The sequence below is a fragment of the Curtobacterium sp. MCBD17_003 genome, assembly GCF_003234885.2.
Lineage (GTDB): Bacteria > Actinomycetota > Actinomycetes > Actinomycetales > Microbacteriaceae > Curtobacterium.
In genome coordinates, this window is sequence record NZ_CP126275.1 from 3,263,054 (window position 1) to 3,275,847 (window position 12,794).

Below are 12,794 nucleotides of genomic sequence, written 5' to 3' on the forward strand. Positions count from 1 at the left end.
GACGGCCTCAGGTGCGGAGCACGAGCCGATCGCCGTCGTGGAACGCCGCGAACATCGTCGGCGAGTTGTGCGCCACGACGACCCGGCCGTCCGCGTCGACGGACACGAGGCCGCCGCTGGCGTGGCGCGCGGTGAGTTCCTCGTCGATCGTGGCACGGACCGCGTCGGGCAGGCTGGCCCCGCCGTACCGCATGCGGGCGACGATGTCGTGGGACACGACTCCGCGGATGAACGCCTCACCCTCGCCGGTGCAGGACACCGCGGCCTGGCCGTTCCGCGCGTAGGTGCCGGCGCCGATGACGGGCGAGTCGCCGACGCGGCCGTCCTCCTGTGCCGACATGCCCCCGGTCGAGGTCGCTGCGGCGACCGTGCCCGAGGTGTCCCGGGCGACCGCACCGACCGTGCCGTGCCGCGGTGCGACGAGCCGGTCGGCGAGGATCCGGGCGAGCTGCTGCTGGCGCGCCTCGGTGATGAAGTACTCCTGCGCGGCCGTCTCGAGCCCCCAGCCGGCGACGAGGTCCTCGGAGGGGTCGACGATGAACAGGTGCGCGGACCGCTCCATGACGGCGCGGGCGAGCAGCACCGGATTCCGTGCGTGCCGGGAGGCCGCGACCGCGCCCGCCAGGCCGGTCGCGCCGTCCATGACGGACGCGTCGAGCTGTGCCTCGCCCTCGGCGGTGAGCGCTGCCCCGCGTCCGGCGTTGAACAGGGGATCGTCCTCGAGCTGCTCGACGGCCGCACACACGGCGTCGAGCGCGGGACCACCGGCGCCCAGGACCGCCGACCCGGCCGCGTACGCGGCCGCGAGCCCGGCCTCGAACCGCTGCCGGTCCTCGTCGGCGAGTTCCGCGATCCGACCGCCCGCGCCGCCGTGCAGGGCGAGGGACCAGCCGCGCGTCGGCGCGATGTCCCAGATCCGGGTGCCCTGCGGGCGCGCGATGGCCTCCTCGTCGCGACGGCCCGCCTGCTCAGCCGCAGCCCCGGTCATCGGCCGCCCGCCTGCCGGGTGATGTAGTTGACGGCGACGAAGCGCGTGAACACCGACAGCAGGTCGCCGCCGCTGATCGCGATGGTGCGCTCGGACACCCGGTCGACGCCGCCGACCCAGGTGGCGACGTCCGCCATGTCGGACGTCAGCACGTCGAGCTCCAGCGTCGTGTCGGCCGGGAGGTCCGGGGCGCGCATGCCGCCCGCGGTCACCTTCGCGACGGCCGCGGTCGCGGCGGCCCGGATCCGTGCGCACGACACGGCGGGGTGCAGGGCGTCGGCGCTCGCGCGGGTGATCGACGTCTTCGTGACGACGTGCTCGGCGTCGGGAGCGAACGGCACCGTCTCGGTCCAGGTGACCTCGTCGCCGGTGACGAGCGCGATCGGGACGTCGTGGTGCGCCGCGACGAGGGCGTTGATGCCGCTCTCGCCGACCCAGGCGCCGTTCACCCGGGCCCCGGTGAACACCTCGGGGTTGTACGTGTGGGACAGCGTGGACGGCGCGCCGGAGATGCTGCCGTGGTAGCCGACGAGGAACGCCGCGTCGACCGAGGCATCGAGCCCCTGCACCATGTACATCGGCTTGTGGCGGCCCGTGATCATCCGGACCACCTCGGGCTGCGCGATCGCCCGCGGGTCGAGGTTCGCCATGCGGCTGTGCGAGTCGTTGAGGAGCACCTCGGTGGCGCCGCCGGCGACCGCGCCCTCGATCGCGGCGTTCACCTCGGCCAGCAGGAGGTCGCATCCCAGGGCGTAGCCGGGCGCACCGGGACGGCACTGGTCCCAGTCGACGATGCCGGCGACGCCCTCCATGTCGTACGAGATCCAGATCTTCATGCGGGCCTTCCTTCATGGGGCGCGGTCGGCTGGTGGGGCTCGGCCGGGTGGTGCGGTGCGGTGCGGTGCTGGGCGGGGTGGGCCGGGGTGGCCGTCTGGCGGCGGTCGACGGGATCGCCCTCGACGAGCGCGTCGGGGTCGAGCAGGACCTCGGGTTCCGTGAGTGCGGGGTCGTCGAGTTCGATCGCCGGTTCGCGGAGCGGGTCGACGTCGCCGAGCTCGGCCGACCGGATGCAGGCGGCGACGTGCGCGGCGGACGTTGCGTCGCCTCCCGGCAGGCCGCCGGCGGACGTCGGACGTGCGCCGATGACGACCGGCACCGGCTCGAGCGCGGGGTCGACGGTGCGGCAGGCGTCGACCGCGTACGGGCAGCGGGGGTGGAACCGGCAGCCGCTCGGGACGTCGAACGGGCTGGGCGGGTCGCCCTGCAGCGCGAGGCGGCTCATGGCGTCCTCGGTGCCCATGCGCGGGATCGAGTCGATGAGCGCCCGCGTGTACGGGTGCCGGGGGTTCCGGAACAGCTCGGCGGTGTCGGCGACCTCGACGATGCGGCCGAGGTACATGACCGCGACGCGCTGGCTCAGGTGCTGCACGACCGCGAGGTTGTGGGCGACGAACAGGATGCTCAGGCCGAGCTCGCGCTGGAGGCGGGCGAACAGTTCGAGGATCGTCGCCTGCACCGACACGTCGAGCGCTGACACCGGCTCGTCGGCGATGAGCACGTCCGGCCGCACGGCGATGGCGCGGGCGATCGCGATGCGCTGCCGCTGGCCGCCCGAGAACTGGCTCGGGTAGGCGTCGAGCGCGTCCTCGTCCAGGCCGACGAGCCCGAGGACCCGGATGCTCTCGGCCCGCACCTCGTTCCGCGGCACGATGCGGTGCAGGAGCAGGAGCTCGCGGAGCATCGAGCCGACGCTCATCCGCGGGTTGAGCGACGAGTACGGGTCCTGGAACACCATCTGGATGCGGCGTGAGGCCTCGCGGTCGCGGTGGACCGGCAGCGGGGCACCGTCGGCGTCGACCCGACCCGTCGTCGCGGTGACGCTGCCGACGAGGATCTTGGCGAGCGTCGACTTGCCCGATCCGGACTCGCCGACGAGCGCGAGGACCTCGCCGCGCCGGAGGTCGAGGTCGATGCCGTCGAGGGCCTTGAGCGCCGGACGCTCGGTGCGTCGGACGCGGTCGACGACGGTCACGGGCAGGGCGTACCGCTTCGTGACGCCCGTGGCGCTGAGGACGGCGCCGGTGTCGGGCGCCGTGGGTGCGATCGTGGTCATGCGGGGACTCCCTCGAACACCTCGTGCGTGCGGATGCAGGCGGCGGTGCGGCCGGGCCCGACGTCCTCCTGCGGCGGCATGGCGGTCGTGCACGCCTCGACGACGAACGGGCAGCGCGGCGCGAACGGGCAGCCGGACGGCCGGGCGGCCAGGTTCGGCGGGAACCCGGGGATCGGCACGAGTGCTCGGTCGGGGTCGTCGAAGTCCGGCGCCGAGTCGAGCAGACCCTTCGTGTACGGGTGCCGCGGGTCGGCGAACACGGCCTTGACCGGGCCCGTCTCCACCCGGTGGCCGGCGTACATCACCGCGACCCGGCTGCACGTCTGGTTGACGACGGCGAGGTCGTGCGTGACGAACGCGAGCGCGGCACCCGTGGCGTCGCAGAGCTCCTCGAGCAGCTGGAGCACCTGGTGCTGGACCGTCACGTCGAGCGCGGTGGTCGGCTCGTCGCAGAGCACGAGCTTCGGTGAGCACGACAGCGCCATCGCGATCATGACGCGCTGCCGGAGCCCGCCCGACAGCTCGTGCGGGTAGGCCGCGGCGCGGCGCTCGGGATCCGGGATGCCCGTCCGGCGCATCATCTCGACGGCCAGGTCGTGGGCTGCGGCGCGCGAGAGCCCGAGGTACCGACGCGGCCCCTCGGCGATCTGGTCGCCCACGCGGAGCACCGGGTTGAGCGCGGTCATCGGCTCCTGGAACACCATGGCGATCTCGGGGCCCATGAGGCGGCGGCGTTCCTTCGCGCCGAGGCCCGCGAGGTCTCGCCCGCGGTAGCGGATCGCACCCGAGAGGACCGTGACGCCCTTCGGCAGCAGCCCGGCGATCGCCCGGAGCGTCAGGGACTTGCCCGAGCCGGACTCGCCGACGATCCCGAACCGCTCGCCCTCGGCGATGCTGAACCCCAGGTCCTCGACGATCCGGACGTCGGGGCGCCCCCGGCGTCGGATGCCGATGGTGAGGCCCTCGACCTCGAGCAGCGGCGCGGTCGTCGTGGCGCTCGCGGTCGTCGCCGCGGTGGTGGCCGTCGTCGGCATGTCGTGTCGTCCCTCCATGTCAGCGCCTCCGGTCCGGGCTGAGCAGGTCGCTGATGCCGTCGCCGAGCCAGGACAGGCCGAGGCTCGTGACGACCACGACGAGCCCGGGGATCGTCGTCTGCTGCCACTGGGTCGTGATGAACTCCTGGCCGTCGACGATCATCGAGCCCCACTCGGCGGTCGGCGGTTCGATGCCGAGGCCGAGGTACCCGAGCGTGACGATCGCCATGATGTCCATGACGATGTCGCTCATCGCGTAGATGATCGCCTGCGTCATGACGTTCGGGGCGATGTGCCGGACGAGCAGCCGCACGTGGGACATGCCCCCGAGTCGGGCCGCGACGACGTAGTCCTGCTGCTTGGCCACCAGGACCTCGCCGCGGACGATCTTGGCGTAGGACACCCACGACACGGCGGCGATCGCCAGGTAGATGCTCGCCTCGCCCGCCCCGAGGACGAACACCAGCACGATGACCATGACGTAGAAGGGGAACGCGAAGAACACGTCGACGATGCGCATGAGGATCGTGTCGACGATGCCGCCCACGTACCCGGCGATCGCGCCGACGACGCTGCCGACGACGAACGGGATGAGCACCGCGAGGAACCCGACCCGCAGGTCGACCCGCGCGCCCCAGATGAGGCGGGACAGGACGTCGCGGCCGTACTTGTCGGTCCCGAGCCAGTGCGCCGAACTCGGCGACTCGAGCGCCGCCTCCAGGTGCTGCTTGACGGGGTCGTAGGGCGCGATGACGGGCGCGGCGACCGCCACCACCACGAGCAGCCCGACGATGACGATGCCCGCCATGAGCGAGCCGTTCCGGTACCAGGCCTTGAGCGAGCGTGTCCGGGAGGCGCGGCGCCGGTTCTTGAAGCCGACCAACGTCGCCGTGGGGGTGGTCATGCGGCGTTCCCTCCGGCCAGGTCGACCCGCGGGTCGAGCATCGTGTAGACGACGTCGGTCAGGATCCCGACCACGACGACGAAGATGGCGACGAAGAGCGTGACGCCCTGGATCGTCGGGAAGTCACGGGCGAAGATCGCGTTCACCATGAGCGACCCGAGGCCGGGGAGCGCGAACACCTTCTCGATGACGAGCGACCCGCCGACGAGGTACCCGAGGTTGACGCCGATGATCGACACCGTCGGGATCGCCGCGTTGCGGATCACGTGGTCGCGGAAGAGCGGGACCCCGTACGCGCCCTTCGACTTGGCGGTGCCGACGTACTCCGACTCGAGCACGCCGATCATCGACGAGCGGAGGCTCCGGATGATCGTCGGCGACATCGCGATCGCGAGCGTCAGCGCGGGGAGGAACAGGGAGTACAGGTGACCGCCGGCGCCGTTGCCGTAGCCACCCACCGGGAACGCCTTGACGTCGACCGCGAGCAGCAGGATGAGCATGATGCCGACCCAGAACTGCGGCATGCCCTGCCCGAGCAGGGTGACCGCGCGGGCGGCGAGGTCACGGCCGCCGTTGGGCCGCGAGGCCGCCAGCGACGCGAGCGGGATGCTGATCGCGAGCGCCATGAGGAGTGCGAGGCCGAGCAGCGAGAGCGTCACGGGCACGGCCTGCATGACGAGCTGCGTGACGGGGAGCTGGTAGGTGAGGCTCGAGCCGAGGTTCCCGTGCAGGATCTGCCCGAGGAACAGGAAGTACTGCTTCCACAGCGGCTGGTCGAGGCCGAGCTGCTGGGTCAGGGCGGCGACGCTCGCCTTCGTCGCGCGCTCGCCGAGGAGCGCGAGTGCGGCGTTCCCGGGCAGGAGGTGCGACAGGAAGAAGACGATGATCGTCACGCCGAACGCGACCGGGATCGCCTGGATGAGGCGTCCGGGGATGAAGCGCAGGCGGTGGAGCATGGGGTGCCTTCCGCAGGGGGCGGGTGGTGATGGATGGGAGGGACGGGTCGGGCACGACCCGTCCCTCCCGGCCGTCGGTCAGTCCGTCAGGACTGCTTCTTGACGTTCTCGAGCTGGAAGTTCCCGAGGGGCGTCACGTGGAATCCGGACACCTTGTCCGAGATCCCGTAGACGTACGGCGAGTAGTACAGGTACGCGAGGAACGCGTCGTCGCCGGTCTGCTGCTGCAGCTGGGCGTACAGCGCCTTGCGCTTGCTCGACACGACCGACTGCTGGGCCTGGCTGTTGAGCTTGACCACCGCGGCGTTGTCGTAGTTCGTGAACGCCGAGTTCGAGCCACCGTTGGGGTCGACCGCGAACGAGGTCCACTCGTCGGGGTCCGGGATGTCCATCGTCCACGCGGACCACGCCATGTCGAAGTCGCCCGCGAGCCGAGCCTGCTTGTTCGCGGTCGGGTCGAGCTGCTTGATCTTCATGGTGATGCCGATCTTCTTGAGCTCGGACTGCATGATCTGCGCGATCGACGTCTCGTTCGGGTCACCGGAGCGGATGAGCAGCGTCGTCGTGAAGCCACTCGGCTGCGACGACTGCTTGAGCTCGGCCTTGGCCTTCTTCACGTTGTACGTCGGGCCGTGGGCGTTCTTGTCGTAGTACGGCGTCCCCGGGGAGAGCAGCGAGTTCGCGACCGACCCGTGCCCGAACAGGATCGCCTTGACCATGGCCTTGCGGTCGATGGCGTAGGCGATGGCGCGCCGGATGTGCACGTCGTCGAACGGCTTGCGCTTCTCGTTGAAGGCGATGTAGTCGATCTGCGTCGACTTGAACGTCTTGGCGGTCACGCCCGACGCGCTCGCGAGCGAGGACAGGCTCGACCAGTCCGGCGTGTCGTCGATGTCGATCTGACCGCCCTGCAGCTGCAGCTTCCGGGTGTTCGCGTCGGGGACCACCGTGAACACGATCTTGTTCAGGTGCGGCTTGCCCTTCTGCCAGTAGTGCGTGTTCTTGACGAGGGTCAGCGACTGGCCCTTCTTCCACGAGCTCCACTTGTACGGGCCGGTGCCGACCGGGTGCGTGTAGAACTCCGCCTTCGTCTCGCCGCCGTAGTTGTCGGGGACGATCGCGTTGCTGAACAGCGACAGGTCGGCGATGAGCGGGGCCCATGCGTGCTTGAGGTGGATGTCGATGGTCGCGTCGTCGACGGCCGTGACGTTGTCGATCGCGGCGTTGATGTACCCCCAGCCGCTCGAGCCCGTGGCGGTGTCCGCGTCGAGCGAGAACTTGACGTCCTTGGCCGTGACCGGGTCACCGTTCGAGAACTCGACGCCCTTGCGGAGGTGGATCGTGTAGTCGAGCTTGTCCGACGAGATCGAGTAGCTCTTGGCGAGCCACGGGGTGAGCTTCTTGCCGTTCGCGCTGACGTTGAACAGCGGCTCCATGATCTGCTGCTGCACGTGGATGGAGTTGTTGTCGAACGTGGTCGTGTTGTCCATCGAGATGATGTCGGCGGACCGGGCGATCGTCAGCGTGCCGCCCTTCGTGGTGGCTGCGGACGCGGTGGCGCCGCCGGTGCCGACGGCGACGACGACCGCCGCTGCGGCGGCGACGGCGGCGACCGCGACGCGGGTGCGTTGCTTCATGTGCCTCTTCACTTCCCCGACGTCGGACGACGCCGGTCTTCGGACTCGGGAGCGGTGCGGGGAGGACCGGTGCCGTCCGGAGGCGGCGCGATCCGTAGTGATGATTACAGTAAGGGCAGTTCTTTTCCGATTTGTTACGTTTGTAAGACGATGTCCGAGATGACCGCACCGCCGCAACCCGTCCTCGCGCTCCGCCCGTTCACGCCCGCCGACGCCGCCGTCGTCGTGACCTGGTTCACGACCCCGGAGCAGGCCTGCGCGTTCGCCGGGACGGGTGCGCCCTGGCCGTACACCGCGGCTGCGCTGCTCGCGTCGATCGACGATCCGAGTCGCCAGGCATGGACCGTCACCGCCGTCGAGGCCCCCGACGCCGTGCTCGGCCACGTCGAGACCGCGCTCGTCACCCCGACCACGGGGCGCCTGACTCGGATCGCTCTGGCACCCGGGCAGCGCGGCCGGGGCCTGTCGACCCCGATGCTCGAGCTCGCCCTCGACGCGGCCCGGTCGATCGGCATGGAGGAGGTCGCCCTGTTCGTCGTCCCGGGCAACGAACCCGCGCTGCGGGCCTACGCGCGCGTCGGCTTCCGCCCCACCGAGCGCGATCCGGAGCACCCGGAGTACCTGCGCCTGGCCCGCACCCTGGCTTCCTGACCGGTCCCCGCGCCCTCGTTCCGCGCCGGGCATGCTGGGGCCATGCCGATCCTCCACAAGGACATGCAGGTGTGCATGTCGCTCGCCGGTCGCCCGAGCAACATCGGGACCCGCTTCCACAACTTCCTCTACGACGAGCTCGGCCTCGACTTCGTGTACAAGGCGTTCACGACGACCGATCTCGAGGGCGCGGTCCGCGGCATCCGCGCGCTCGGCATCCGCGGGTGCTCGGTGTCCATGCCGTACAAGGAGGCGATCATCCCGCTCGTCGACACGCTCGAACCGTCCGCGGCCGCGATCGACTCCGTCAACACCGTCGTCAACGACGACGGCGTGCTGACGGCGTCGAACACCGACCACGAGGCGGTCGCCGCCCTGCTCGCCGACCACGGCGTGGACCCCCGCTCCTCGGTCCTGCTCCGCGGGTCCGGTGGGATGGCGAAGGCGGTCGTCGCGGCGTTCCGCGGCAGGGGGTTCGACGACCTCACCGTCGTGGCACGGAACCGGGACACGGGCACCGCACTGGCGGAGCGGTACGGCTACCGATGGCTCGCCGACGGCGCCGGGGCCGGACACGCCGACGTCCTCGTGAACGTCACGCCGATCGGCATGCACGGCGACGCCGCCGGCGAGCTCGCGTTCCCCGAGGAGCGCATCGCCGACGCGCACACGGTGGTCGACGTCGTGGCCTTCCCGGCGGAGACACCACTCGTCACCGCCGCCCGTGTCGCCGGGAGGCACCTCATCACGGGCGCCGAGGTGATCGCGCTCCAGGCCGCCCGGCAGTTCGAGCGGTACACGGGCGTCGCCGTGACCGCGGACCAGGTGGCGCGCGCGTCGGCCTTCAGCCGCGCGGAGTGACCGCCGGCGGAGGCCCGTCCCAGCGGACGCGGGGCGACGCCACCGCGCGGTGCCGCGCGGAGTCCGCCACGCCCCGGCGCTGATCCGCGTTCACTCCGACTGCTCGATGAGTCCGCCGCGGCGCTCGAAGCGGAGTTTCCCGCTGAGGACGTCCTCGGCGATCTCGCGCGTCGGTCGGCGTCGCGCGAAGGCGTGCCCCTGGAGGAGCAGGTAGGCGTCCTCCGCGGTGATGTCGAGCTGCGCCAGCACGACGCCCGTCGCCTGGTGGACCATCCGGCGCGAGGACGGCGCGCGGTCGAGCACCGCCCCGCCGACGCCGATCGACGCGATGGACCGCTGGAGGATCCGCCGGCCCACCGCGGTGGAGAGCAGGCTCGCCTGCTCGACCTGCTCCGGCTCGAGGGGGGTCGGCTCCGGCGCGTACAGGTCCACCGCACCGAGTCGGAGCGGTCCGAACATGACGGGGAACGCGAACAGCGCGCCGACGGCCTCGTGCCGGACTGCTTCGGTGAACGCTGGCCACGACCGCGAGGCGCGGTGTCGGATGTCGTCCTCGAGGACCGGCTGCGCACGCCGGATCGCCTCCCAGCAGGGGCCCTCGTGCAGGTCGAACTGGATCTCGTCGATCCGGGACGCCGTGATGTCCGACGCCGAGATGGTCTCGTTGCCGAACGGGACCCCGAACGACGAGACGGAGCACCCTCGGACGGGGAGCAGCCGCACGAACGGGACGCTGAGGTCCGCGTCCCGTACACGCCCGGACCGGAGTGCGCTGAGGGTTCGCTCGAACTCGCCACTCATGCGGTCTCCTCCAGCGGGTCGCTCGCCTCGTGGTCGCCGTCGAGGTGCTCGTCGGGAGCCGCGCCGGCCCACGAGGGGAGCTCCGCCGACGGGTAGTCACCCTGCGGGTCGGGAACACGGACCATGGGGTTCACGGAACGTAACGTGATGCCCTCGACGTCGGAGGCCGCTCGGCGGAGCGCACGGCCGAGCACGAACGCGACCAGGTCGTCGACGCCGCCCGAGGGCCGGTAGCCCGGCCATGCGCGCTGGCCCTGGTCGACCTGTTCGTCGATGCTGGCGCGCATCACGTCGGCGTCGTCGATCTCGACCTCGCAGTCGAGCACGAGACGGAAATGGGGTCGGTCCTCACGCGCGACACCGGCCACGTCCACGGGAGCGGTACGGCCGTCCATGTCCTCGCCGGACAGGAAGCGGAGCGTCGTGCTCGGCGCGATGCCGTACACCGAGCGGTACGCGGTCGCCATGCGGCCCACGTTGCTGAACCGCCAGCGCCGGGCGACCTCGGCGACGGTCAACCGCTGACCCGGCTCGGCGTTCCGGAGGTCACGGTGCACGCCCTCGAGCCGGACGCTGCGCAGGTACTCCATCGGCGACACGTCGACCTCGCGCTGGAACGCTGCCTGCAGGCCGCGCGGGGTCAGGACCGACGCTGCGGCGATGTCCTGCAGGCGGATGTGCGAGCGCGCGTTCTCGCGGATGAACCGGATCGCTGCACGGACCGGGCGCGACAGCACGACCGAACCGGATCCCGATCCGAGATCCTCGCTGTTCGACCCCATCGTGCAACCGTATTGCGTGCGTCCGGTGCGGACACTCGGGTTGGCCGCCGCACTCAGGCCCCGGGCTCAGCGCCGGTCCGAAGCGCCCATCGGCCGACCGCCACGAGACCGAGCCGACGCAGGGTCTCGATGTTCCGGAGGAACAGCATCGGCTGCATCACGAAGCCCGGTACGAGGGTGCCGGGACCCTTGCTCGGGTTCTCGCGGATCGTCACCTTGCACCCGCGGCGGTGCGGTTCGACGGTCAATTCGACCTGGGCCTCCCCGAGCGGCCAACCGCGCGCCTGGATGCGCATGCGGTACGGCGGATCCCACTCGAGCATGGACGTCGTGTCGTCGATGAGGAACGGCCAGGAGCCGAACGAGTGGTGGATCCGGGCACCCTCCGCCGGCCAGCTGCGGTCGAGCGCACGCATCCGGGAGGCCCCCACCACCCAGACGGGGAACAACCAGCCGTCGCGGAACACGTCGAACACGGCCTCCGGCGGGCATTCGAAGACTCGGACGTTGCGGGCCATGGGGACCTCCTTCTCAGGGCCGAGGGGACAGATCGACGTCCTCGGACAGGTGGAACGTGTGCCGCAGGGCGCTCCGTGCGGCGTGCCAGCCGGCCATGCCGTGGACGCCGGGACCGGGAGCGGCGGACTCGGAACACAGGTACACGCCGTCGGCCGGTGTGCGCCAGGGATCGGGCGACAGCGTGGGGCGCCGGACGAGTTGCCCGAAGGTGGCCGCACCCGCGGCGATGTCGCCGCCGACGTAGTTCGGGTTGTACTGCTCCATCTCGACCGCCGTCCGGCTGGAGCTGGCGATGATCGTGTCCCGGAACCCCGGGGCGAAGCGCTCGATCTGCCGGATGATGGCCTCGGTCTCGTCGTGCTGGGAACCCGCCGGCACGTGCGCGTAGGCCCAGAACACGTGCTTGCCCTCGGGCGCGCGACTCGGGTCGACCACCGTCGGTTCCGACCCGAGCACGTACGGGTGGTCGTGGCGGCGGCCTTGGGACACCGCGCGCTCGGCGGCGGCGATCTCGGCGCGGGTTCCGCCGATGTGGACGGTGCCCGCCTTCCGGAGGCCGGGGTTCGTCCACGGCACGGGGTCGGACAGTGCGAAGTCGACCTTGGCGGCCGCGTTGCCGAACCGGAAGCGCCGCAGCGCTCGCTGGTAGGAGGACGGGAGGCGCGACCCGGCGATCCGACGCATGCCCTGCGCGCTCGTGTCGAACAGCACCGCGCGGGCGTCGGGGAGGTCCTCGATGCGCTGGACCTCGGTGTCGACCTCGATCGTCCCGCCATGCGCGACGAGGTCGGCCGCCAGCGCGTCCACGATCGCCTGGCTCCCCCCGATCGGTACCGGCCACCCCCTGGCGTGCGCGTAGACACCGAGCGACAACGCGGCCGCGGCCGTGGCGAGCGACGGCATCCGCTGGATCGAGTGCGAGGCGACGCCGGTGATCATCGCGGGCGCCACGATGTCCTGGAACCGGCGGTTCCACAGTGCAGTGCCCTGCTCGAGGGCACGCAGCCCGAAGCGCAGGACCGTCACCGGGTGGCGCGGCACGTGCAGCAGCGCGTTGGTCGCGAAGTCGGAGACCTCGTCGGCGTGACGCGCGAGCGGACCCATGAGGTCGCGGTACGCGCGGCCGTCGATCCCGAGTCCGTCAGCCGTCCGGTCGATGTCCCGGTACGCGAGCCCGGCACGACCGGCGTCGAGGGGATGTCCGAACTGGACCTCGGGCAGGCGGAGCTCGATCCGGTCCTCCATGCCGAATCGACGGAAGAACTCGGACTGGAGCGCCATCGGGTGCACGGCCGAGCAGACGTCGTGGAGGAACCCCGGCTCGGTGAGCTCCTTGGTCCGCGCACCCCCGCCGATCGTGTCGTTCCGCTCGTACACGGTGACGGCGAGTCCGGCGCGCGCGAGGGTCACGGCTGCGGCCAGCCCGTTCGGTCCGGCACCGACCACGACCGCATCGACCACGAGCGCTCCCTTCGTCTGGACCCCCACGCTACGGGTCCGGCTCGTCGCGCGCCCACAGCGAGGCGACGTCGTGGATGGCGTCCCCCT

At 71.4% G+C, this 12,794-nt stretch carries 13 protein-coding genes; 2 read left to right on the forward strand and 11 right to left on the reverse strand.

Going from position 1 to position 12,794, the window contains the following annotated elements; all coding sequences use genetic code 11:
* Positions 1–7: 7 nt before the first annotated feature.
* The 7 genes from DEI88_RS15515 to DEI88_RS15545 all read right to left on the reverse strand — a co-directional run bounded on the left by DEI88_RS15515 (position 8) and on the right by DEI88_RS15545 (position 7,632).
* Positions 8–988, reverse strand: coding sequence for an isoaspartyl peptidase/L-asparaginase family protein (locus DEI88_RS15515; protein ID WP_111037546.1), 981 nt, complete (start codon positions 986–988; stop codon positions 8–10).
* The gene (locus DEI88_RS15520) at positions 985–1,824 is read right to left on the reverse strand and encodes a M55 family metallopeptidase (protein WP_111071912.1); all 840 of its coding nucleotides are present in this window, start codon (positions 1,822–1,824) and stop codon (positions 985–987) included. Before DEI88_RS15520 ends, DEI88_RS15515 begins: the two co-directional genes overlap by 4 nt.
* Positions 1,821–3,101 carry an ABC transporter ATP-binding protein gene (locus DEI88_RS15525; protein ID WP_220038144.1) on the reverse strand — a complete coding sequence of 427 codons (1,281 nt, stop codon included), beginning with the start codon at positions 3,099–3,101 and terminating at the stop codon, positions 1,821–1,823. Before DEI88_RS15525 ends, DEI88_RS15520 begins: the two co-directional genes overlap by 4 nt.
* On the reverse strand, positions 3,098–4,153 hold the full coding sequence (locus DEI88_RS15530; protein ID WP_111071913.1) for an ABC transporter ATP-binding protein: 1,056 nt from the start codon (positions 4,151–4,153) through the stop codon (positions 3,098–3,100). Before DEI88_RS15530 ends, DEI88_RS15525 begins: the two co-directional genes overlap by 4 nt.
* A gap of 1 nt (position 4,154) precedes the next feature.
* Complete coding sequence (locus DEI88_RS15535; RefSeq protein WP_111011507.1) at positions 4,155–5,039, reverse strand: ABC transporter permease; 885 nt, start codon at positions 5,037–5,039, stop codon at positions 4,155–4,157.
* Entirely contained in the window at positions 5,036–5,995 is a 960-nt protein-coding gene (locus DEI88_RS15540) for an ABC transporter permease (RefSeq protein ID WP_111011506.1), read from the reverse strand. Before DEI88_RS15540 ends, DEI88_RS15535 begins: the two co-directional genes overlap by 4 nt.
* An 86-nt stretch (positions 5,996–6,081) precedes the next feature.
* Complete coding sequence (locus DEI88_RS15545; protein ID WP_111027743.1) at positions 6,082–7,632, reverse strand: ABC transporter substrate-binding protein; 1,551 nt, start codon at positions 7,630–7,632, stop codon at positions 6,082–6,084.
* A gap of 159 nt (positions 7,633–7,791) precedes the next feature.
* Between DEI88_RS15545 and DEI88_RS15550 the strand changes: the two genes are divergently transcribed.
* Together DEI88_RS15550 and DEI88_RS15555 are read left to right on the forward strand one after the other, a co-directional pair.
* Positions 7,792–8,283 (forward strand): GNAT family N-acetyltransferase, encoded by a 492-nt coding sequence (locus DEI88_RS15550; protein WP_181441215.1) that lies wholly within the window; start codon positions 7,792–7,794, stop codon positions 8,281–8,283.
* Between the two features lie 42 nt (positions 8,284–8,325).
* Positions 8,326–9,144, forward strand: a complete 819-nt coding sequence (locus tag DEI88_RS15555; protein ID WP_111071915.1) for a shikimate 5-dehydrogenase — start codon at positions 8,326–8,328, stop codon at positions 9,142–9,144.
* A gap of 90 nt (positions 9,145–9,234) precedes the next feature.
* On the opposite strand, the gene DEI88_RS15560 is transcribed toward DEI88_RS15555, so the two are convergent.
* Genes DEI88_RS15560 through DEI88_RS15575 form a run of 4 tightly spaced genes read right to left on the reverse strand, consistent with a single transcriptional unit; the run spans position 9,235 to position 12,734 of the window.
* A complete protein-coding gene (locus DEI88_RS15560; protein WP_111071916.1) occupies positions 9,235–9,945 on the reverse strand; it encodes a GAF and ANTAR domain-containing protein in 711 nt (236 codons plus the stop codon).
* Positions 9,942–10,727 carry a helix-turn-helix transcriptional regulator gene (locus tag DEI88_RS15565; protein ID WP_181435445.1) on the reverse strand — a complete coding sequence of 262 codons (786 nt, stop codon included), beginning with the start codon at positions 10,725–10,727 and terminating at the stop codon, positions 9,942–9,944. The genes DEI88_RS15560 and DEI88_RS15565 overlap by 4 nt, the downstream gene beginning before the upstream one ends.
* Before the next feature lie 53 nt (positions 10,728–10,780).
* The gene (locus DEI88_RS15570) at positions 10,781–11,245 is read right to left on the reverse strand and encodes an SRPBCC family protein (protein WP_111011501.1); all 465 of its coding nucleotides are present in this window, start codon (positions 11,243–11,245) and stop codon (positions 10,781–10,783) included.
* A 13-nt stretch (positions 11,246–11,258) separates the two neighbouring features.
* Positions 11,259–12,734: a phytoene desaturase family protein gene (locus DEI88_RS15575; RefSeq protein ID WP_258368776.1), complete on the reverse strand. Its 1,476-nt coding sequence runs from the start codon at positions 12,732–12,734 to the stop codon at positions 11,259–11,261.
* Positions 12,735–12,794 lie beyond the last annotated feature (60 nt).

Coding starts and splice junctions, on each gene's coding strand:
- DEI88_RS15535 (WP_111011507.1), bottom strand. CDS start 5,039: ATGACCACCCCCACGGCGACGTTGGTCGGCTTCAAGAACCGGCGCCGC.
- DEI88_RS15560 (WP_111071916.1), bottom strand. CDS start 9,945: ATGAGTGGCGAGTTCGAGCGAACCCTCAGCGCACTCCGGTCCGGGCGT.
- DEI88_RS15520 (WP_111071912.1), bottom strand. CDS start 1,824: ATGAAGATCTGGATCTCGTACGACATGGAGGGCGTCGCCGGCATCGTC.
- DEI88_RS15550 (WP_181441215.1), top strand. CDS start 7,792: ATGACCGCACCGCCGCAACCCGTCCTCGCGCTCCGCCCGTTCACGCCC.
- DEI88_RS15540 (WP_111011506.1), bottom strand. CDS start 5,995: ATGCTCCACCGCCTGCGCTTCATCCCCGGACGCCTCATCCAGGCGATC.
- DEI88_RS15565 (WP_181435445.1), bottom strand. CDS start 10,727: ATGGGGTCGAACAGCGAGGATCTCGGATCGGGATCCGGTTCGGTCGTG.
- DEI88_RS15555 (WP_111071915.1), top strand. CDS start 8,326: ATGCCGATCCTCCACAAGGACATGCAGGTGTGCATGTCGCTCGCCGGT.
- DEI88_RS15545 (WP_111027743.1), bottom strand. CDS start 7,632: ATGAAGCAACGCACCCGCGTCGCGGTCGCCGCCGTCGCCGCCGCAGCG.
- DEI88_RS15515 (WP_111037546.1), bottom strand. CDS start 988: ATGACCGGGGCTGCGGCTGAGCAGGCGGGCCGTCGCGACGAGGAGGCC.
- DEI88_RS15570 (WP_111011501.1), bottom strand. CDS start 11,245: ATGGCCCGCAACGTCCGAGTCTTCGAATGCCCGCCGGAGGCCGTGTTC.
- DEI88_RS15530 (WP_111071913.1), bottom strand. CDS start 4,153: ATGGAGGGACGACACGACATGCCGACGACGGCCACCACCGCGGCGACG.
- DEI88_RS15525 (WP_220038144.1), bottom strand. CDS start 3,101: ATGACCACGATCGCACCCACGGCGCCCGACACCGGCGCCGTCCTCAGC.